This is a genomic window from Streptomyces spiroverticillatus (assembly GCA_014650415.1).
GTDB classification, from domain to species: domain Bacteria; phylum Actinomycetota; class Actinomycetes; order Streptomycetales; family Streptomycetaceae; genus Streptomyces; species Streptomyces spiroverticillatus.
This window is the reverse complement of the sequence record BMUX01000006.1, coordinates 217,369-237,288: the sequence shown is the minus strand read 5'-3', so window position 1 is coordinate 237,288 and position 19,920 is coordinate 217,369. Positions and strand designations below refer to the sequence as shown.

The window sequence follows — 19,920 nt, the reverse complement described above, 5'->3', positions numbered from 1 at the left end:
GCCTGGGGCGGCCCCGTACCCTGGGGAGGCGTGACGCCCCGAAATGTCCCCCGGTCCCTCCCGTACGGCCGCCTGCTCCCGGTGGCCCTGAGCCTGGTCGCCCTGGCGGTGGCCGGGTGGCTGCTGGGGGTCGCGGTGCCGCAGAAGGTGCTTCAGGGGCGGGCGTACGACGCTGCGTCCGGCTGCCCGGCGGGGGTGTCGGGCGACTGCCTGAGCGGGCGGCCCGGAACCGTGGAACGCACCTGGATGGGCAGCGGCCGCTCCCCCAGCCAGTATGTGGAGGTCGCCGCCAAGAACGGGAACCAGGAGTTCCGCCTGGACCGGGGGCAGCGCGCCACCCTCGCCAAGGGGACCGACGTACGGATGGTGAGCTGGCGCGGCGAGGTGCGCCACCTCAACCTCGTCGGCGCGGACGGCCGGACCTCCCGGACGCTCTTCACCGCCGCCAACCCGCGCACGGCCCACGGCATGGACATGGCCGTGGGCCTGGGGCTGGCCTTCTGCGGCGCGGGTGTCCTCCTGCTGGGCCTGTACGCGCTGCGTCACGCACCGGGCGGCTCACGGGAAGGCAGCGTTCCGGGCACCCTGACGGCCTTGCAGGTGCCCTCGCTGATGCTCGTCCTGGTGGGGATCTGTGCGGGTGTGCTCGCCCTCGACGGCGCCCCGGTCGGACAGGTCCTGGGCTGGACGGGGTGGATGGTGGCGGCGGCCGTGCCGATCGGGGGCCTGATGGCCCTCTGGCTGCGCGTGCGCCCGGCCCCGCCCACCGGCCCGGTGCCGGTCGAAGCCAGACACCCCGACCGCGACCGGACCTTCCCGGTACAGCTCCTGGGCGACCGGAGCGGTCCGGGCGGTTTCCCCCGGCACACCCACCTGGTGGCGGGTCCCGGCGGGCTGCTGGCGTTCACGGTGGACCCCACGGGGAAGTTCCGCCGCGAGGAGCTGCCCGCCTCGCTCGCGCTCGTCCACGTACGCCACTGGAACGACGACGACCCGGACTGCCCGGCCGACGCGGGCGAGCGCAAGCACGGGCGGGTGGTGGAGCTGCGGGACGGCGGGCGGACGGTGCTGCTCGGCGTGCACAAGCGGGACGCGCCGTGGGTGGTGGGGGCGCTGGCGGAGCGGGCGCGGCTCAGGCCGTAGTCGTCGTGCCTCCTCCGCCGTCCTCCGTGAGGAACTCCAGCAGCGCTCCGGCCAGTTCGGCCGGGGCGTCCTCCTGGACGAGGTGGCCCGCGCCCGGTACGGGCACGAGGGACGCTCCCGGGATGCGGGCGGCGAGGGCCTGTCCGCGCTCCAGGGGGATCCAGGTGTCGTCCTCGCCCCACAGGATGCGGACGGGGAGGGAGAGCTCCCCGTACCGGGGCTCGATCTCGTCGGTCCAGCGCTGGTCGGCCTGGGCGATCTGCCGGTAGAACGCTCCTTGCCCGACGGGCCCGAGCCACGGGGCGGCGAGCTGTTCGGCGACGGCCGGGTGGAGTCCGGGCGAGGACGCCGACACCAGGTACTCGCGGACGAGGGCGGCGTGCAGGTGCGGCGGCAGCCGGGCGAACACGTCGGCGTTCTCGCGGACGAGCCGGAAGAAGGGCGAGCCCCAGGGGGCGAGGGCGACGGGGTCGACGAGGGCGAGCCTGCGGTAGGCGGCGCCGTGCAGGAGATGGGCGCGCAGCGCGGTCGCGCCGCCGAAGTCGTGGGCGACGACGGCGGGCGGTCCGGGCAGGTCCCAGTGGGCGAGCAGTTCGGCGAAGACCCGGCCCTGGGCGCCGAGCGAGACGTCCTGCCCCTCGTACTGGGCGGACTGCCCGTACCCGGGCATGTCCCAGACGAAGACGCGGTGCCCGCGGGCGGCCAGGGTGCGGGCGACGGCCCGCCAGACGTACGAGGAGAAGGGCGTGCCGTGCAGGAGGACGACGGGCGGACCGCCGGGGTCCCCGAGAACGTTCCAGCGCACGTCGCCCGAGGCGGTGGGGTGGGTGTGGGGCAGGAGCCAGGGGGCGGGCATGGGGACTCCGGGGAGCGTGGTGGGGCGCGGACACGGGGCGTCTGCCCGGGTGGGGGTGGGGTAAGCGCGGATTCCGTGGGGGCCGGTCAGGGGAAGGGGCGGGGCTGCGGAGAGGTGCGGCGCAGGCGGGACGGGCGGCGGACCACCCGGTGGGCGCGGCGGGAGGAGCGGGGGCCGCGGCCCGCGTCCAGGGCGAGCCAGATGCGGACCTCCGTGCCGCCGAGGACGGAGCGGCCTATCCGGACGTCGCCCCCGGTGGACTCCGCGACCCGGCGGACGATGTCCAGGCCGAGGCCCGTCGAGCCGGCCCGGTCGCCCTTGTTGCCGCGGGCGAGCGCGGCCTCGGGGTCCGCTATCCCCGGGCCCGCGTCCGAGACCAGGACGATGACCGCGTCGTCGCCGTTGTGGACGTCCAGGGAGAAGGGGGTGCCCTCGGGGGTGTGCCGGAAGATGTTGCCGAGGAGGGCGTCCAGGGCCGCCGCCAGTTCGGGGCGCGCGACGGGGATGCGTACCGGACGGTCCACGCCCGCGAGCCGCACCTCCCGGCCCTCGTCCTCCGCGAGCGCCGACCAGAACTCCATCCGTTCCCGGATGACTTCGGAGACGTCGCAGCCCGCGCCCGCCCCCGCCGGCAGGGTCTGCGGGCGGTGTTCGCGGGCGGTGCGGATGATGGTGTCGACCTCGCGCTCCAGCTGCTCGACGGCGGCCCGGGTCTGGTCGGCCGCGGGGCCGTCGCCGAGGGAGGCCGCGTTCAGCCGCAGCACGGTGAGGGGGGTGCGCAGCCGGTGCGAGAGGTCGGCCGCCAACTCCCTTTCGTTCTCCAGGAGTTGTACGACCTGGTCGGCCATGGAGTTGAAGGCGACGGCGGCCGACTTGAGTTCGGTCGGGCCCTCCTCCGGGACCCGCGCGCCCAGCTTCCCCTCCCCCAGGTCCTGTGCCGCGCCCGCGAGCCGCTGGGCGGGCTGGACCATCCGTACACCGAGCCGGTCCGCGACCGCCACGGACCCGACGATCAGCGCGAGACCGACCCCGGCGAGCACCAGCCAGGCGGTCGCGACGCCGTTGCTGACGTCCGACTCCGGGACGAAGACCTCGACGACGGCGATGCTGCCGCTGGCCAGGGCGGTCGGCTGGAGGAGGACGGAGCCGCCCGGCACCTGCGCGGTGTAGGCGCGGCCGATGCGGCGGGTGGAGGCGATGTCCTTCGCGGTGGAGCGGCTCGTGCCGATCTCCAGCGCGGGGCGCACCGTGCGGCCCGCCTCCTTCACCTCCGGTATGTGCAGGGCCATCCAGCCCTTGCTGCCGGGTTCGGTGATGGCCATCGCGCGTTCCAGCGGCTCGCGGTCGGTGGTGATGGACAGGGTCGGGCCGATGGACGCCGCCTGCCGCTCGGCACCCGAGATGGCGCGGTCGCCCGCCATCTCCCGGATCACCAGCCCCAGCGGCACCGCGAAGGCGACCACGACCATGGCGGTGACGGCGAGGCAGACCTTCACCAGGGCCCACCTCACGCGGGGGGCTCCAGCTTGACGCCCACACCCCGAAGGGTGTGCAGATAGCGGGGATTGGCGGCGGTTTCACCCAACTTGCGACGCAACCACGACAGATGCACGTCAATAGTCTGGTCGTCGCCGTAGCTCTGCTGCCAGACCTCGGCGAGGAGTTCCTTGCGCGGCACGACCACCCCGGGCCGTCCGGCGAGGAAGGTCAGCAGGTCGAACTCGCGCCGGGTCAGGTCCAGTCGTACGCCGTCCAGCTCGGCCTGCCGCCGGAGCGGGTCGATGGCGAGAGCGCCGACCCGGATCACGCTGGGCGCGGGCTCGGCGCTCGCGGTGGACCGGGACCTGCGCAGGACGGCGGCCATGCGGGCGGACAGGTGCTCGACTGAGAAAGGTTTCGTCAGGTAGTCGTCCGCGCCGTCGTTCAACAGCCGTACGATCTCGGCCTCGTCGTCCCGCGCGGTCGCGATGATCACCGGTACGTCGGTGATCGAGCGCAGCATCTTGAGCGCTTCGGCCCCGTCCAGGTCGGGCAGTCCGAGGTCCAGTACGACCACGTCGAAGCGGAAATGAGCGACCTCGCGCAACGCCTCCAGGGCCGTACCGACGCTCCGCACGGTGTGGGACGCCTCGGTCAGATGCCGGATGAGGGCGGAGCGTACGAACTGGTCGTCCTCGACCACGAGCACACTTGCCATGGGCCGCACCGTACGCCATCGGGGTGCGCCGGACGCCCCCAGGGACGGCAGCCGCGACCCGCTCGTGACCCGGCTGCGACGCCCCCTGACACGGCCGGGTGACGCGTGGTGCAGGATGGCACGGATGCGACGAGGACTCATACACACCGGGGCCTGGCTGCTGGCCACCGGTGCCGCGGTCACCCTGTCGTGGTGGGGCGTGCACACGGTGATGTCGGGAACGGTGTACGACCCGCCGCGCGCCCTGCCCATTCCGAGCGCCGCCCCCGAGCGCGGCAGCCTCGCCGAAGTGGCGACCCCGCAGTCCTCCTCCACGCACCGCCCCTCGGAGCCGCCCGCCACCAAGCGGCCGCCGTCCCGGCCCCCGGAGCGCCGCACGGCCACCCCCGACCGGCAGCCGGAGAAGCCGCCGCCCCCTGCCGCCACGGGCCGCCTGAAGCCGGTGAACACGGATGCGGGCCGGGTGGTGTTCTCGATGGGCGAGGACTCGGCGAAGCTGGTGTCGGCGGTCCCGAACGCGGGATGGGCGATGCAGGTGTGGAAGGACCCGTCCTGGATCCGGGTGGAGTACACGGCGGGGGCGGCCCGGCTGACGGTGTTCTGCTCGTGGCACGATCATCCGCCGCTGGTGGAGATCACCAAGTCCTAGCCGTATGGGGGTGGTTGCGCACCACCGGAGGCTTGACGTCCGCCTCAGGAGCCCCGCTTCGTCACTCTCACTTGAAGACGGACGACGGCGGTACGGGTGAGGGCTGGGCGCTCGCGTCCACGACGGGCACGGCCCCGCCGGTGAAGTCGGCCAGGTCCCGCCCGTGCTCGACCCGCCCCGGGTGGGGGTCGGTGGCCACCCGCCGGGTCCACTCGGCGACCGGCAGCGCCAGCTCGGAGGCGAGCAGCACCGCGTTCCCGAACCGCTTGCCCCGCAGCACGGCGGGATCGGCGGCGAGCGCGAGCTGCGGGAAGACGGCCGCGGCGGTGGCGATCTGCCCCCGGAGATGCGCCAGCGGCGGCCCGTCGGCCAGGTTCGCGGCGTAGTGCCCACCCGGCTTGAGCACCCTCCGCACCTCCCCCAGGAACTCTCTGCTCGTGAGGTGCGCGGGCGTCCGCGCCCCACTGAAGACGTCGGCGACCACCAGGTCCGCCCACCCGTCCGGAACCTTCCCGAGCCCTTCCCGCGCGTCGACCCCCCGCACCCGGATCCGCGCGTTCGGATCCAACGGGAGGTGCTTGCGGACCAGTTGGGCCAGCGGCACGTCGATCTCCACGACCTGCTGGGTGGAGCGGGGCCGGGTGGCGGCGACGTACCGCGCCATCGTGAAGGCGCCGCCACCGAGGTGGAGGACCTGGAGGGGCTGCTTGGCCGGGGCGATCAGGTCGACGATGTGGCCGAGGCGGCGCTGGTAGGCGAAGTCGAGGTGGGTGGGGTCGTCGAGATCGACGTGGGACTGCGGGGCACCGTCCAGGAGCAGGGTCCAGGCGCGGGGCCGGTCCCGGTCGGGTATGAGCTCGGCGAGCCCGCCGTCCACGGTCTCGACGAGGGCCTCGGGCGCGACTGCCCGCACCCGGGACTTCGGAATGTTCTTCTTGGCCACGGCCCCAGTATCAGCCGTACCGCCAGGTGACGCGCCCTTTGGGCCCGAACGCTCAGCGACAGCGATCCGCCGCTTCGATGAGCCGCGCCGCCTCCCCGAGCGCACGCCGAAGAGCCGTCGGATCAGTGACCGGAACCGTGTCCGTCGGCGGAAGAAGCCACCCCGTCCCCGTGACGGGCGGCTCCGGCTCCGGCTCCGGAGCCCCCGGCGCCGGAATGTCGAAGGACACCCCCCGCCCCAGCGTCTGCGTACACGCGCTGCCCGGCATGTCCCACCCGTCCGCCGTACCCGGCGGGACCAGGAAGCCGACCGTGTCGCACGGCCCGTCGTGCAGGACGGGCCCCACCGCCCCGGACACAGACGCCGCCCTGCGCAGGATGTCCACCGCCTCCAGCCCCTGCCGCGCGGGCACGGTGACCAGGTCGAGCGGCTCGTCCTCGAAGGCCTCGGAAGCCTCGAAGGCCTCGGGCGCCTCAGGGGCCTCGGGAGCCGCGCTGGACTGGGGGCTCGGCCAGTGCTGCGCCGTCGCGTGCGAGGCACCCGCACGCCCCTCGCATCCCTCTGCGCCCGAAACAGCGGTCTCCATGCCGGCCTCCAACAAGGGAACCCTCCTCGTTCGAGAGGGAGCCGCACCCCCTCCGTTCCCTGTCAACGCGGCGACGGCGTCAACGGCTACGGCAACGCGCCGCCGCAAAGGATGGCAGTTCATGGCAGATCGTGGATGAGATATCCGGTTTGTAGGCAAACTCCGCGTGGCGACGCCGTCACAGCCGGTACGTTCATGCCCCGTCCGGGGTGTGCGCATCCGTCCCGGAGAGCACCACAGCACCATCCGCCAGAGAGGGCTTGGCCATGGCGTCGTCACCAGCGAATCATCGGCCTTCCGCATCCGCCCGCCCCGGGGCCCACCCCCGACGGGGTGAACCCAACCTCGTCTTCCGGGCCCTGCGGGGACACCGTTCACCCGGGGAATTCGCCGCGGCGGTGCGGCGCGCGGCCCGCGAGATCGGCGAGCAGGTGGCGTGCGACGCCCGGTACATCGGACGGGTGGAGGCGGGCGAGATCCGCTGCCCGAACTATGCGTACGAGCGGGTGTTCCTGCACATGTTCCCGGGTCTGACACTGACGGACCTGGGGTTCACGGCCCGGGAGGCGGTACGCGGACGAGGGGCGCGCGGGGGTGTGAACACGCCCTTGCCGCACTCCGGTACGCCCGCCGCGGCCCCGGCGGTGCCCGGTGCGCGCACACCCCACCTGTCCCATACCGACGAGGAGAGCGACGTGCTGCGTCGCGCATTCATTTCGCACGGGTCCGCCGCGGTGGCGACCACCGCCGCCTTCGGACCACTGGGGGCCCTCGGCCCGCTCGACCAGGCCTGGGCGGACTCCGGCGGCGGCCCCGCCCGGGCGGGCACGTCCGAGGCCGCCGCCGTCGAGGAGGCGGTGCGGCAGATCCGCCTGCTGGACGACCGGCACGGCGCCGACGCCCTCTACCGGCACGCGGCCAAGCCCCTCCAGGCGGCGTACGCCCTGCTCGACGCGGGCACCGTGCGCCGCACGGTGTCGGACCGGCTGCACGCGGGGACCGGTGAACTCGCCCTGTCCGTCGGCTGGTTGGCGCACGACTCGGGCCGCTTCGAGGAGGCCCGCTCGCACTACGCGGAGGCCCTCGCCACGGCCCGGGTGGCCGGCGATCCGGCTCTGGAGGCGCACGCGTTCTGCAACACGTCGTTCCTGGCCAGGGACGCGGGGCGGCCCCGGGAGGCGCTGCGGGCGGCGCAGGCCGGGTTGCAGGCGGCGCGCGGGCTCGGCTCGATGCGGCTGCTGTCGCTGCTGACGCTGCGGGAGGCGGCGGGCTGGGCGGCGCTCGGGGATCGTACGGGCTGCGTGGAGGCGCTCGTACGGGCGAAGTCGCTGTTCCAGTGCGGGGCTTCGGAGAACGACCCGGAGTGGATGAGCTTCTTCGGGCCCGCCGAGCTGGCCGGGCTGGAGGCGCAGTGCTGGTCGGCGCTGGGCGACTGGCGCAGGGCTGCCCGGTTCGCGCACCGGGCGGCCGCCCTCCAGGACCCGCACTTCACCCGCAACCTGGCGCTCTACAGCGCGGAGCTGGCCGACGACCTGGCCAGGTCCGGGGTGCCGGACGAGGCGGCGGCCGTTGGCCAGCGGGTGCTGGACCTGCTGGAACAGGTCCAGTCCTCCCGCGTCCACACGATGCTGGCGCAGACGATCCGTACGCTGCTGCCGCATCGCAGGTCCCCGGTGATCGGGGCCTTCCTGACCCGGCACGCGAACACGGTGCGCCGGATCTGACCTGCGCGAACTCAGCGCTGGGCGTCCAGGTGGCCGGTGTCGTTCCACCGCTCGACGGCCGGTTCGCCGTACGCCCAGCCGAGGACGGACAGCGAGGTCGGGTCGAGGCGGATGTGCGCGCCGAAGCCGATGCCCAGGCCCAGCCAGCGGGCGCCCAGCGAGCGCAGGACGTGACCGTGGGCGAAGACCAGGACGTCGCGGTCGGCGGAGCGGGCCCACTCGATCACCGCGTCCACGCGGGCGGTGACGTCGGCGAGGGTCTCGCCGTCCGGGGCGCCGTCGCGCCAGATCATCCAGCCGGGCTTGTGGGCATGGATCTCGGCCGGGGTCAGGCCCTCATAGGCGCCGTAGTCCCACTCCATGAGCGCGTCCCAGTTCTGCGCCCGGTCGCCGAAGCCGGCGATCTCGCAGGTCTCGGCGGCGCGCAGCAGGGGGCTGGTGCGGACCTCGACGTCCGGGAGGCCGTTCCAGGGGGCGCGGTGCAGTCGCTCGCCGAGCACCTTCGCGCCGTGGCGGCCCTCGTCGAGGAGCGGGATGTCGGTCCGGCCGGTGTGCTTGCCGGACAGCGACCACTCCGTCTGACCGTGCCGGGCCAGCAGGATGCGGGGTGCCATGGCGATATCTCCCTGGGTGCGACTTACGGGCCTTTTACGGCGTACGGTCCGGAATGGGACCGGCCTGTTCCATCATCGCTCACGGGGTGAAAAGGCGGATGCGGGGGTGTTGTCAGTGGTGGGTGGGAGACTTCCGAGGGTGAACGCAACCCTGGGCAGCGGACCCGATCCCCAGCCTCCGCACGCACGTCGTGAAACGGCCGTTCCGGCTTCCGGTGCGGCTGCCGTTCCCGTACGTCAGCGGCTTGCCGAGCTGAGAGGCCCGGCCGTCGCACCGCACCCCATGGACGCCCGCGCGCTGGCGGCGCTCGCGGCGAACCCGGGGTGCGAGCGGCGGGCGCTGCTGGACGGGGCGGGGGTGAACAAGGCGGTGCTGGCACAGGCGTTGGGGTCCTCGATGTCGTACGGGCAGTCGCAGTTCGCCTTCATGCGCGGGAACGCCTTCGAGGCGCGGGTGAAGTCCGACGGCGGTACGGAACTGCTGCGGCTGCTGGGTGTCGAGGACCCGGCGGCGGCCCGCACGCCCGACGTGTCGGCGGCGGGACCCGAGGGGCGGACGGCGCGGACCGCGCTGGCACTGCGGGAGGCGACGGCGGAGAAGGCGTGGACGCTGCTGGACCACCCGATGCTGGCGCTGGAGGTGGCGGGCACGCCCGCCTACCTGGAGCCGGACGCGGTGGTCGTCCATCCGGACGGGCGGTGGACGGTCGTGGAGATCAAGTCCTTCCCGATGCTGGACGGTTCGGCGGACCCGGCGAAGGTGGGGGCCGCCGCCCGGCAGGCCGCGGTGTACGTACTGGCGCTGGAGCGGGTCGCGGAGCAGGTGGCCGGGGCGGAGGTCGGCAGGAGCGTGCTGCTGGTGTGCCCGAAGGACTTCTCGAACCTGCCGACCGGGTCGATGGTCGACGTCCGCAAGCAACGGGCGGTGACGGTGCGGCAGTTGAAGCGGATGCGGGGGGTGGCGGAGCTGGCGTCCGCCCTTCCGCCGGGGACCACCTTCGACCCGTCGTGCGAGCCGTCGGAGCTGGTGGCGGCGGTCGAGGCGGTGGGGGCCGCCTATGCCCCCGAGTGCCTGTCGGCGTGCGAGCTGGCGTTCCACTGCCGGGGGCGGGCGCGGACTTCCGGGGCGGTGGAGGCGCTGGGTCGGGGGGTCCGGGGGGAGCTGGGCGGGCTGACCACGGTCTCGGAGGTGCTGGATGCGGCGGAGGGGCGGGCCGGGGACCCCTCCGACCCGACGGTCGCGGCGCTGCGGAGGGCGGCGGCGCTGCGGGCCGAGGCGCTGAGGGGGGCGGGGGTGTGACGGTGCCGCTCGGGGGCCCTCCGCACTGTTTGTTCTTCTTGGGCGGCGGGGCCGCCCCCTTCCCCTTTGCCCGTCCCTTTTCCGCCCGTCCCTTTTCCGCCCGTCCCCTTTTCCGTAACCGACTAGGAACCAGGCACCGCACCCCCATGTCCCTCATCCACACCCTCGCCCGGCTGGAAGCCACCCGCAGCGGCCGGGCGCAGCCGCTCGCCACCGTCCGGCACCGGCATCTGTCGGAGCGGCCCATGGTCGTCGTCCCGTTGACCACCGCCGGTGAGGCCGGTGCCCCCCTCGGGGCGCTCGTCGGCACCGACCGGGACAGCCCCCGGCTGCTCGTCGTGCCGCAGCCCCGCGACCGGGACCTGCGGTTCGCGTTCCTCGCCGAGCTGGCGGAGGCCGTACTGCCGTATCTGGACTCGTACGCCGACGACGTCGAGCCCGCGGAGCGCAACGAGACCGACCCCGAGACCAAGAAGCGGGTCAAGGTGGAGGTCGAGCTGTGCCGTGATGCGCCGCAGATCGTCGTGCCGAGCCGGGCGGGCATCGCGTATGTGCGGCTGCTCGGGCGGTCGATGCGGTTCCGGCGTACCGCTGAGCAGGACCCGGACACCCCGTATCCCGCCCCGCCGCACATTCCGCTGCTCGGGCGCTGGCTGACGCACTACGGGGAGCGGGCCCGCGTTCCGGGGGCTTCGCTGCTGCTGTCCGCCACCGATCTCCTCGCCCGGCACTGGGCCACCGGGCAGAGCAACCTGGAGGATCAGCACCTGGGGGCGCTGCTGGCGTGGATCGATCCGCCGGTGGGGGCGGAGAGCGGGGCCGAGGCGGCGCTGCGGGCGGAGAGCGGGCGGGACGCGGCGGGGCAGCTCGTCTGTCCGCCGGCCGGGCCCGCCACCGATCCCGCCTTCGACAATGCGCTGCTCGCCCCCGCCATCGACGCCTACGACCTGGCCCGGCAGCGGCTGGCCGCCGCCGAGGACGGGGAGACCGCCGACGAGCGGTTCGGCGAACTGACGGCTGCCGAGCGCCGCATCCGGGAGCTGCTGGCCGCGCAGATGCGGCCGACGTGGGACGCGGTGTGGCAGGCGCTGGACGTGATGCGGAAGCTGCCCGAGGGGGTGCGGGCGGGCGAGCGCTGGACGCGCGACCGGTGGTCGTACACCTCGCACCGGGACCGGGTGCGTGCCGGTGAGCCGCCGCAGCCCCGGCAGGACAGTGCGGTGGGCGCCGCCCAGAAGCTGGCCTCCCGGGAGACCGAGCAGGCCAGGCTGGAGGCCCAGGAGGCGCTGGACGACCCGCTGGTGATGGCGACGCGGCGACTGGCCGGGGAGGCGTTCGTGAGCGAGGTGGTGGACGTGGAGATGGCCTGGAGCGAGGGGAAGCGGCCGAGCCCCCGGCCGCTGGTGACGGTCACCACCGACGATCTGCCGCAGCTCGGCGGGGGCGAGAAGGTGCACCGGTCCGTGGACGGAAAGTCCCAGAGTGCGGAGTTCGTGGAGCGGGTGGGCGGGGGGCGGCTCGTGCTGCGGGTCGTCAACGGGATGGGGCGCAGCAAGGAGCCGGCGCCGGGGTCCGTGCCGGAGGTCGGGGACCGGATCTGCTGGACGCTGTTCGAGCATGAGCCGCGGGGTGGGGCGCAGTTGCCCGACCCGGAGGAGACGCCGTGGACCCATGGGGGGCCTCCGGATGCGGCGCCGGACGGGGTGCTTCTGCCGGAGCGGCCGGATCCGGTGACGCCGGAGGATCTGCTGTGAGCGGGTGGGCGGGTGCGTCCGGTGCCGGGTGGGCGGGCCGGCCCCGTGCCGGGTGCGTGGGCCCGCCCCGTGCCGGGTGCGCGGGTCGGCCAGGGGGTGGGCCGGCGGGCCCGGGGTCGGAGCGTGCGGGTTCGCCCGGCTCGGGCAAGGGGTCCCCAGCCCCGCCCCTCCACCTAAACCCTGCGGGGCAGTTGGAGGGTTCCGTGCGGGTGTGTCGTGGCTGGGCGCGCAGTTCCCCGCGCCCCTGAAGGGGCACGGCCAAGCAAGCCGGTCGCGCCCGCGCGGCGGAGCCGCAGATCGGCACAGCCCCGCGCCCCTGAAGGGGCGCTCCGCCTCCGTACCGTTTCGTTCAGCCCCGTAGCTTCCGAGGAACAGCCGTGAATCACTTGCCCGACTCCTTCGACCGAGCCTCGTTCGACCCCGGGGCCGAGGCCGCGCGGGCCACCGGTGCGATCCTGCACGACACCCTGCACGGGACCCATCGGGGTGTGGTCGTCGACTCGCCGCCCGGGGCGGGGAAGTCCACGCTCGTGGTGCGTGCCGCGCTCGAACTGGCCGATGCCGGGCGGCCGTTGATGGTCGTGGCGCAGACCAATGCCCAGGTCGACGATCTGGTGCTGCGGCTCGCCGAGAAGCGGCCCGGGTTGCCGGTGGGGCGGTTGCACAGCTCCGATCCCGATCCGTACGACAAGGCGCTGGACGACCTTGCGCAGGTGAAGAAGTCCGCGAAGGCGGCGGATCTGGCGGGTCTTGACGTGGTGATCTCCACGGCGGCGAAGTGGGCGCACGTCAAGGGCGTCGAGCCGTGGCGGCACGCGATCGTCGACGAGGCGTACCAGATGCGGTCCGACGCGCTGCTGGCCGTGGCGAGCCTCTTCGAGCGGGCGCTGTTCGTGGGCGACCCGGGGCAGCTCGACCCGTTCTCGATCGTGGGGGCCGAGCAGTGGGCGGGGCTGTCGTACGACCCGTCCGCGAGCGCGGTCTCCACGCTCCTCGCGCACAACCCGGAGCTGCCGCAGCACCGGCTGCCGGTGTCCTGGCGGCTGCCCGCCTCGGCGGCGCCGCTGGTCTCGGACGCGTTCTACCCGTACACGCCCTTCCGCAGCGGTACGGGTCCGGACGACCGGAAGCTCACCTTCGGGGTGGCGTCGGACGGGTCGGCGGTGGACCGGGTGGTCGACGAGGCGGCGCACTCCGGGTGGGGGCTGCTCGAGCTGCCCGCCCGGCACACCCCGCGCACGGACCCCGAGGCGGTGGGGGCTCTCGCCCAGGTCGTACGCCGGCTGCTCGACCGGGGCGGGGCCGCGCTCAGCGAGCGCTCCCAGACGCCCACCCCGCTCACCGCGGACCGCGTCGCGGTCGGCACCGCGCACCGCGACCAGGCGGCGGCGGTACGGGCCGCACTCGCCCGGGTCGGGGTGACGGGGGTCGCGGTCGACACCGCGAACCGGCTCCAGGGGCGGGAGTTCGACGTCACGGTCGTCCTGCACCCCCTCTCGGGCCGCCCGGACGCGACGGCCTTCCACCTGGAGACGGGCCGCCTGTGCGTCCTGGCCTCCCGGCACCGGCACGCGTGCATCGTGGTGTGCCGCGAGGGCGTGACGGACCTCCTGGACGAACACCCGTCGACGGAGCCGGTGCAGCTGGGGGTGACCGTGAAGTTTCCTGATGGGTGGGAGGCGAATCACTCGGTGCTGGCACACCTGGGCGAGCACCGCGTGCGATGGACCCCGTGAGGGGACCAGCCGCACGCCGTGACGGTGACCGCCGGACGGAGTCCGGCACGCCGCCGGAGGCGGCCAAGGAATGCAGCCCCGATGGGTGGGAGGCGAATCACTCGGTGCTGGCACACCTGGGCGAGCACCGCGTGCGATGGACCCCGTGAGGAGAGCAGCCGCACGCCGTGACGGTGACCGCCGGACGGAGTCCGGCACGCCGCCGGAGGCGGCCAAGGAATGCAGCCCTGATGGGTGGGAGGCGAATCACTCGGTGCTGGCACACCTGGGCGAGCACCGGGTGCGCTGGACCCCCTGAGGCGTACTTGCGCGCGTCCGGACAATGGAGGGTGGCCGTCCGACCCCTGGGCGGCCTGAATTGGGAGGAAGCACATGGCGGAAACCGAGCGGACCGAGCGGCAGCTGCGCCCCGCACCGCTGCTCTTCGAGCCTGCGGAGGCGGCCGCCGACCCCGAGCACTTCTTCGACCTGGAGTCGATCGAGGACCCCAAGGAACTGCTGGCCCGGGCCACCGAGCTGACGCACGCGTTCCGGGCCGCGACGGACCGGGCGGTGGAGTTCCAGGCGGTCGCGGCGGCCCAGCTCGCGGACCCGAAGCGGTTCGACCGGCTGGTGGTGGGGGACATCGCCGAGCGGGCGGGGTGGACCGAGGACTACGCGGCGAAGATGGTGGAGTTCGGGCGGGGGCTGCTGCGGGACGGACCCGCGAAGTAGGCCCACCGAGGGCGAACACGCGTGCGGGGCATATGCCAGCGCCTTGTGCGGGCGGGCAAGATACGCCTCCCGCCCGCCCCCTGTCCCCGTTTCCGGTAACTGGTGGAAGCCGAGTGCTTACCGCCAGTACACCTGGAGGCATGACCACTCACGCCCCCGCCCCCGTCTCCCCGCCCCTCGACCGCGTGACCAGCGCCGGGGCCGCCTGGCTCGTGTCCGCGTCGGCGTACCCGCGCAGCACCCTGTCCACCTGGGAGACCCGGCCCGGCGCCCCGGCCGTACTGCCCTGCGGGAGCGTTTTCGACGTGGTGAACGTGCCCGCGGTCTTCGGGCGGCGGATGCTGGACGCCCTGTGGGCGGAGGGGCCCGGGTCCGGGCCGGTGGCCGGGCAGCGGGGCCGGATGCTGCTCTTCGCCTCCCCGGGGACCGCCCAGCGGCTGCCCGCCCTGCTGGAGTGGGAGCACCGGGCGGACGCCGTGCCGCCGCTGCTGTGCCACGGGGCGGGCGACGCCGTCACCGTGCCCGCGCTGCGGCCGGGCAGTGACCAGGGGCCGCGCTGGGTGGTCGCGCCGGATGTGCGGCACCCCTGGCTGCCGGGTCCGGAGGTGCTGTTCTGGGCCTGTGTGCGGGCCTCGCGGTTATCGATTTTTCCTCCCGCCGATCAGGGTGCTAATGTCTACGACGTCAGCAGGCGCCGCTAGCTCAGTTGGTTAGAGCAGCTGACTCTTAATCAGCGGGTCCGGGGTTCGAGTCCCTGGCGGCGCACCGACAGAAAAGTCCCCCGCGCTTCGGCTCGGGGGACTTTTTCGTGCCCGTACGGACACCCGCTCAGCCCGTCGTGACCTGCACCGTCCAGCCGCCCGAGCCCGTCCGGTCGGCCACCTCCACCTTCGCCCCCTCCTTCACCACCGTGAACGTCTCGCCCACGTCCAGCGGCGCGTCCGCGAGCGGCGGGTAGACGGAGCCGTCCCAGCAGGCCTCGGTGCGGGGGTGGGTGTCGACGACCTCGATGGGGCCGCCGCCGGACGCGGTGCCGTTGCGCACCCGGTAGATCAGGACGCCCTCGGAGCAGGCACCGCGGTCGTTTCCGGTGCTGCCGCGGGCCTCGATGGCGAGGACGGTGTTCTCTCCCGTACGGACGACCGCCAGGCGTGCGTTGCCGCGCTGGCCGCCGGCGGGGGGCGGGGCGGACAGCGGGTCCAGGGTGAAGCGGCTGGTGGTGCCCCAGGGGACGCAGTGCACCTGGTCGGCGTCGAGCCAGCCCAGCTTCCACTTGTGCCAGCCGAAGGGGTCGGGGGCAAGACCGAACTGGCTGCCCATGAGGTCCCAGTCGCCGACGTGGGTGTCCCAGTCGCCCTTGCCGTCGGAGGGACGGTGATAGAGGTCGGGCAGGTCGAAGACGTGGCCGGTCTCGTGGGCGAGGACGTTGCGGTCCGGGGGGTGGTTCTCGAAGACGGTGACGATGCGGCGGATGTCGGTGTCGTCGGCGCGCAGCGGGGTGTCGAAGTTGACCACCTTCGTCGCGTCGGAGTCGACGCCGGGGGCGTCCGGGTCGGCGACCAGGTAGACGACGTCGTACTTCGAGAAGTCGACCCGGGCGTCGGCCGCGGCGACCGCGTCCCGCAGGTAGGCGGTGCGGCGTTCGGCGCTCCAGTCCCGCTGTATCGCGTACGAGGTGGAGTCGGCCGGCATCCGCACCCAGTCCAGCAACGGGTGCGGCCGGAGGTCGAACCGGCCGTACGAGGCGCGGCGGAAGAAGTCGCTGGTGGCGGGGAAGTGGTCGGAGGCCAGTTCGTCGGGGGTGAGGAGGGGGTCGGAGTCCGGGAAGGACAGGAAGATCATCACCGCGTCGAGGGCCTCGGCGGGGCGGGGGTAGCTCTCGTTCCAGGTGTCGACGCCGAGGGAGTGGTGGGCGGAGGTGCGGGGCAGGGCGCACCGCCCGGCCGGCTGGTCGGCGGCGGCGGCCGGCCCGGCGATCAGACCGGTGGCGGCGAGTGCGGCCAGCGCGGTCAGCAGTGCGGCCGAGCTGCGCAGCCGGAACCGCGACCAGTCGCCCGCACCTCCCCGGACGCCCGCACCCGCCCCGGAGCCCTCGCCTGCGCCGGGCGTCAACTCGTCCTGCACATCGACCTCCGGGCCCTCCGCAGCGGAATTCGGAACACCTCACCCACAATGTGGGGTTTTGGAGGGGTCTGCCCTGTTCCAGTGCGCCACTCGGGTGCCCGGGGCAACCTGCGGCGACACCCCGAGTCCTCACGGAAAGTCACAAGCGGTCAGGAGAGCGGCAGGTCAAGGCACACCCGTGCAGAAACGATCGTCCGGAGTGCGCGGGGCGGGCGCCGGGCCCGTACCGGAGCGGGATTCAGCAGTGACGGAGCTGGATCGGCTGTCGCGCCAGCCTCTATGATCGGCACACTTTCCCGCGCGGAATCCGCTCCAGGGCAGCGGATTCCTCCCCCGATCCCCCGCCGATCCCTCCGGTCCCCTCCGACTCGTCCCCACAGGAACGCCGACATCAGGACCCCCGACATCACGCGACGACACCTGTACGACTCAATCGCCCTGCGGGAGCACACGGTGAGCGGAATCCCCGAAGAGTCCGGCCCCGACCTCGCCCCCTCCGCCCCCTCGTTCGTCACGGAGAGTGAGGGAGGGGGCGTGCCGGTGGGGCTGCCCGGCCTCCCCGCCGAACCCGGCCTCCCCGTCGAGCCGCATCCGCGTGACGACGCCGGGGCCCGCTCCTACCGGGCCGCCTTCCGGGCCGCGCAGCTCGCGATGGCGCTGGTCACCCCCGGCGGGACGGTCGTCGCCGCGAACGCCGCGCTCGGCGCGCTGCTCGGCGCGGACCCGGCGCAGCTGGCCGGGACGGAGGCCGCCGAGTTGGTGGACCTCGCCTCGGACGCCCGCACCTGGCACGCGTACCGGGAGATCCTGGGCGGCCGCCGCTCCCGGTTCCGCTGCACGCGCCGGCTCAAGCACCACGACGGCCACGCCCTGTGGGTGGAGGTCGCGCTGGCCCCCGTACCCGACAGTGAGAACGTCCTGCTGTCGGTCTCCGACATCAGCGACTGGCGGGAGCTCCAGGCGCGCCTGCGGCACCTCCAGATGCACGACCCGGTGACCCGGCTGCCCAACCGGGCGCTGTTCTTCGAGCGGCTGACGGCCGCGCTGGAGGCGTCCACGTACGAACGCGGCGGGACCGGGCGGATCGGGCTCTGCTATCTGGACCTGGACGGGTTCAAGGCGGTCAACGACACGCTGGGCCACCGGGTCGGCGACCGGCTGCTGACGGCGGTCGCGACGCGGCTGACGCGGTGTGCGGAGCAGAGCGGGTACGGGCCCGGGGGCGGCCATCTGGTGGCCCGGCTCGGCGGCGACGAGTTCGCGCTGCTGGTGGAGGACTCGACGGGGACCGATCAGCTGAGCGATCTGGCGCAGACGGTCCTGACGGCGCTCCAGCAGCCCTTCGACCTGGCCGGGCAGCGTCTGTCGGTGTCGGCGTCGATCGGGGTGGTGGAGCGGCCCGCGGTGGGCACGACGGCGACCGGGCTGATGCAGGCGGCGGACACGACGCTGTACTGGGCGAAGGCGGACGGGAAGGGGCGGTGGACGCTCTTCGACCCCGAGCGCAACGCGCACCGGATGACTCGGCAGGCCCTGTCGTCGACGCTGCGCCCGGCGCTGGAGCGGGGTGAATTCGTCCTGGAGTACCAGCCGTTGGTGGACTTGGAGGGCGGGCTCGTACGGGGTGTGGAGGCGCTGGTGCGGTGGCGGCATCCGCAGTTCGGGACGCTTGCGCCGAATCGGTTCATCGGAATTGCGGAAGAGGACGGATCCATCGTCCACCTGGGCCGATGGGTGCTGCGCACGGCCTGCCGCCAGGCGCGGCAGTGGCAGCTCGACCACCCGGACGCGGAGCCGCTGTTCGTGTCCGTGAACGTGGCGGTGCGGCAGGTCTGGGACTCGGACCTGGTGGCGGACGTGGCGGAGATCTTGGAGGAGACGGGCCTGCAACCCAGCCTGCTCCAGCTGGAGTTGACGGAATCGGCCGTGATGGGCTCGGCGGGCCGCCCGCTCCAGGCCCTCCAGGCGCTGAGCGACATGGGCGTGCTCATCGCCATCGACGACTTCGGCACGGGCTACTCGAACCTCGCCTACCTGAGCCGCCTGCCGGTGTCCGTCCTCAAGCTGGACGGCTCCTTCGTCCGGGGCTTCCAGGACGAGGCGCACCCCAACCCCGCCGACGAGACGATCGTCGAGGCCCTGGTGCAGCTCGCGCACCGCCTGGGCCTCACCGTCACCGCGGAGTGCGTGGAGACGGCTGGCCAGGCGGCGCGGCTGCGCAGCATCGGCTGCGACACGGGCCAGGGCTGGCTGTACTCGCGCCCTGCCGCGCCGGAGCGGATCGCCGAACTGCTCGTGGCGCGCGGCTAGTTGGTGCCGCTCGTGGGCAGACCGTAGGCGTCGGCGATCAGTTCGTACGAGCGGACCCGGACCGCGCCCGTGTGGGCGTTGGCGGTGAGCATCAGCTCGTCGGCGCCGGTGCGCTTGGCGAGGTCGTCGAGCCCGGTACGGACGGCGTCGGGGGTGCCGTGGATGACGTTCCCGAGCCAGGAGTCGACGAACTCCCGCTCCACCGGGCCGAATTGGTACGCCGCCGCCTCGTCCGGCGTCGGGATCAGTCCGGGCCTGCCGGTGCGCAGCCGCAGCATGTTGAGCGCGCCGGTGAGGACCTGCCGCCGGGCCTCGTTCTCGTCCTCCGTGGCGAGGGCGGAGACGCCGATCACCGCGTACGGGGCGTCCAGTGCCTCCGAGGGGCGGAAGGACTCGCGGTAGAGGTCGAGGGCGGGGATGGTGTTCTGCGCGGAGAAATGGTGCGCGAAGGCGAAGGGCAGGCCGAGGGTGCCGGCGAGGCGGGCGCTGAAGCCGGAGCTGCCGAGGAGCCAGATCTGCGGGGTGTTGCTGTGCCCCTGCACGGGGCCGGGGACGGCGTGAATGCGGGAGTACGGGTGGCCGTCGGGGAAGTCGTCGGTCAGGAACCGGGTCAGCTCGGCCAGCTGGCGGGGGAATTCGTCCGCCCCCTCGTGGAGGTTCTCGGTGCGGCGCAGGGCGGCGGCGGTGGCGCCGTCGGTGCCGGGGGCCCGGCCCAGACCGAGGTCGACCCGTCCCGGGGCCATCGCCTCCAGCGTCCCGAACTGCTCGGCGATGACGAGCGGGGCGTGGTTGGGCAGCATGACGCCGCCCGAACCGAGGCGGATGCGGTCCGTGTGGGCGGCGAGGTGGGCCAGGATCACGGCCGGGGAGGAGCTGGCGACGCCGGGCATGGAGTGGTGCTCGGCGACCCAGTACCGGTGGAATCCGCGGGACTCGGCAAGCTTGGCGATCTCGACGCTGGTACGGAGGGAGGCGGTGGGGGTGCTGCCGACGCCGACGGTGGCGAGGTCGAGGACGGAGAGGGGGGTGGGGGCGGAGCCCTTTGCGGTGGCGCGGACGGGGTGGGGGGCGGTTTCCACCGGGGTTCCTCCTGCGGGGTGCGATGCGTGCGTCGTCCTGGGGCCAACAGGAGGGGGGCTCCGGATATTCCCCCTCGGGGGCGGGCCGGTGCTCGGGGGGTGCGGGCCCTCGGGCCGGTAAGGGGCGGGCCGGTGTCGGAAGGTGCGGGCAGGGGCCGGTGTCCGGGTGGGCCCGGATCGGGCGTACCGCC

The 19,920-nt window shown here is 73.8% G+C and carries 17 protein-coding genes and 1 tRNA gene; 10 read left to right on the top strand and 8 right to left on the bottom strand.

Annotated elements, in window-relative coordinates; all coding sequences use genetic code 11:
* Window positions 1-30: 30 nt before the first annotated feature.
* The gene (locus IE269_RS18325; protein WP_189824074.1) at window positions 31-1,143 is read left to right on the top strand and encodes a hypothetical protein; all 1,113 of its coding nucleotides are present in this window, start codon (window positions 31-33) and stop codon (window positions 1,141-1,143) included.
* Here the strand turns inward: IE269_RS18325 and IE269_RS18320 are convergent.
* The 3 genes from IE269_RS18320 to IE269_RS18310 form a co-directional block, all read right to left on the bottom strand.
* Complete coding sequence (locus tag IE269_RS18320; protein ID WP_189824073.1) at window positions 1,133-1,999, bottom strand: alpha/beta fold hydrolase; 867 nt, start codon at window positions 1,997-1,999, stop codon at window positions 1,133-1,135. The two genes, IE269_RS18325 and IE269_RS18320, sit on opposite strands and share 11 nt — an antisense overlap.
* A gap of 86 nt (window positions 2,000-2,085) precedes the next feature.
* Window positions 2,086-3,510, bottom strand: coding sequence for a HAMP domain-containing sensor histidine kinase (locus tag IE269_RS18315; protein ID WP_189824072.1), 1,425 nt, complete (start codon window positions 3,508-3,510; stop codon window positions 2,086-2,088).
* Window positions 3,507-4,196, bottom strand: coding sequence for a response regulator transcription factor (locus tag IE269_RS18310; RefSeq protein ID WP_189824071.1), 690 nt, complete (start codon window positions 4,194-4,196; stop codon window positions 3,507-3,509). The genes IE269_RS18315 and IE269_RS18310 overlap by 4 nt, the downstream gene beginning before the upstream one ends.
* Before the next feature lie 124 nt (window positions 4,197-4,320).
* Between IE269_RS18310 and IE269_RS18305 the strand changes: the two genes are divergently transcribed.
* Window positions 4,321-4,845, top strand: a complete 525-nt coding sequence (locus IE269_RS18305) for a hypothetical protein (RefSeq protein ID WP_189824070.1) — start codon at window positions 4,321-4,323, stop codon at window positions 4,843-4,845.
* 67 nt (window positions 4,846-4,912) lie between these two features.
* On the opposite strand, the gene IE269_RS18300 is transcribed toward IE269_RS18305, so the two are convergent.
* Both IE269_RS18300 and IE269_RS18295 read right to left on the bottom strand, forming a co-directional pair.
* Window positions 4,913-5,773: a spermidine synthase gene (locus tag IE269_RS18300; protein ID WP_229897936.1), complete on the bottom strand. Its 861-nt coding sequence runs from the start codon at window positions 5,771-5,773 to the stop codon at window positions 4,913-4,915.
* A gap of 67 nt (window positions 5,774-5,840) precedes the next feature.
* Complete coding sequence (locus IE269_RS18295) at window positions 5,841-6,374, bottom strand: hypothetical protein (protein ID WP_189824068.1); 534 nt, start codon at window positions 6,372-6,374, stop codon at window positions 5,841-5,843.
* A gap of 266 nt (window positions 6,375-6,640) precedes the next feature.
* On the opposite strand from IE269_RS18295, the gene IE269_RS18290 reads away from it, so the two are divergent.
* Window positions 6,641-8,098 (top strand): NsdA family TPR-like regulatory protein, encoded by a 1,458-nt coding sequence (locus IE269_RS18290; protein ID WP_189824067.1) that lies wholly within the window; start codon window positions 6,641-6,643, stop codon window positions 8,096-8,098.
* An 11-nt stretch (window positions 8,099-8,109) separates the two neighbouring features.
* Here IE269_RS18290 and IE269_RS18285 read toward each other — a convergent pair whose 3' ends face one another.
* Window positions 8,110-8,712, bottom strand: a complete 603-nt coding sequence (locus IE269_RS18285; protein WP_189824066.1) for a histidine phosphatase family protein — start codon at window positions 8,710-8,712, stop codon at window positions 8,110-8,112.
* A gap of 139 nt (window positions 8,713-8,851) precedes the next feature.
* Here IE269_RS18285 and IE269_RS18280 point away from each other — a divergent pair, with 139 nt between their 5' ends.
* From IE269_RS18280 to IE269_RS18255, 6 genes are all read left to right on the top strand, one after another.
* A complete protein-coding gene (locus tag IE269_RS18280) occupies window positions 8,852-10,012 on the top strand; it encodes a hypothetical protein (protein WP_189824065.1) in 1,161 nt (386 codons plus the stop codon).
* A gap of 146 nt (window positions 10,013-10,158) precedes the next feature.
* On the top strand, window positions 10,159-11,766 hold the full coding sequence (locus IE269_RS18275) for a hypothetical protein (protein WP_189824064.1): 1,608 nt from the start codon (window positions 10,159-10,161) through the stop codon (window positions 11,764-11,766).
* Between the two features lie 386 nt (window positions 11,767-12,152).
* Window positions 12,153-13,502, top strand: a complete 1,350-nt coding sequence (locus tag IE269_RS18270; protein WP_189824294.1) for an AAA family ATPase — start codon at window positions 12,153-12,155, stop codon at window positions 13,500-13,502.
* Between the two features lie 372 nt (window positions 13,503-13,874).
* On the top strand, window positions 13,875-14,216 hold the full coding sequence (locus tag IE269_RS18265; protein WP_189824063.1) for a hypothetical protein: 342 nt from the start codon (window positions 13,875-13,877) through the stop codon (window positions 14,214-14,216).
* A gap of 140 nt (window positions 14,217-14,356) precedes the next feature.
* Window positions 14,357-14,917: a bifunctional DNA primase/polymerase gene (locus IE269_RS18260; protein ID WP_189824062.1), complete on the top strand. Its 561-nt coding sequence runs from the start codon at window positions 14,357-14,359 to the stop codon at window positions 14,915-14,917.
* Window positions 14,908-14,981 (top strand) — tRNA-Lys (locus IE269_RS18255). The genes IE269_RS18260 and IE269_RS18255 overlap by 10 nt, the downstream gene beginning before the upstream one ends.
* A gap of 63 nt (window positions 14,982-15,044) precedes the next feature.
* Here IE269_RS18255 and IE269_RS18250 read toward each other — a convergent pair.
* A complete protein-coding gene (locus tag IE269_RS18250; protein WP_438817581.1) occupies window positions 15,045-16,340 on the bottom strand; it encodes a M6 family metalloprotease domain-containing protein in 1,296 nt (431 codons plus the stop codon).
* Window positions 16,341-16,793: 453 nt separating this feature from the next.
* Between IE269_RS18250 and IE269_RS18245 the strand changes: the two genes are divergently transcribed.
* Entirely contained in the window at window positions 16,794-18,650 is a 1,857-nt protein-coding gene (locus tag IE269_RS18245) for a putative bifunctional diguanylate cyclase/phosphodiesterase (protein WP_229897912.1), read from the top strand.
* Here IE269_RS18245 and IE269_RS18240 read toward each other — a convergent pair.
* Window positions 18,647-19,729 carry an LLM class flavin-dependent oxidoreductase gene (locus tag IE269_RS18240; protein WP_189824061.1) on the bottom strand — a complete coding sequence of 361 codons (1,083 nt, stop codon included), beginning with the start codon at window positions 19,727-19,729 and terminating at the stop codon, window positions 18,647-18,649. The genes IE269_RS18245 and IE269_RS18240 overlap by 4 nt on opposite strands.
* Window positions 19,730-19,920: the final 191 nt, after the last annotated feature.

Coding starts and splice junctions, on each gene's coding strand:
- IE269_RS18320 (WP_189824073.1), bottom strand. CDS start 1,999: ATGCCCGCCCCCTGGCTCCTGCCCCACACCCACCCCACCGCCTCGGGC.
- IE269_RS18310 (WP_189824071.1), bottom strand. CDS start 4,196: ATGGCAAGTGTGCTCGTGGTCGAGGACGACCAGTTCGTACGCTCCGCC.
- IE269_RS18305 (WP_189824070.1), top strand. CDS start 4,321: ATGCGACGAGGACTCATACACACCGGGGCCTGGCTGCTGGCCACCGGT.
- IE269_RS18295 (WP_189824068.1), bottom strand. CDS start 6,374: ATGGAGACCGCTGTTTCGGGCGCAGAGGGATGCGAGGGGCGTGCGGGT.
- IE269_RS18290 (WP_189824067.1), top strand. CDS start 6,641: ATGGCGTCGTCACCAGCGAATCATCGGCCTTCCGCATCCGCCCGCCCC.
- IE269_RS18285 (WP_189824066.1), bottom strand. CDS start 8,712: ATGGCACCCCGCATCCTGCTGGCCCGGCACGGTCAGACGGAGTGGTCG.
- IE269_RS18275 (WP_189824064.1), top strand. CDS start 10,159: ATGTCCCTCATCCACACCCTCGCCCGGCTGGAAGCCACCCGCAGCGGC.
- IE269_RS18265 (WP_189824063.1), top strand. CDS start 13,875: ATGGCGGAAACCGAGCGGACCGAGCGGCAGCTGCGCCCCGCACCGCTG.
- IE269_RS18260 (WP_189824062.1), top strand. CDS start 14,357: ATGACCACTCACGCCCCCGCCCCCGTCTCCCCGCCCCTCGACCGCGTG.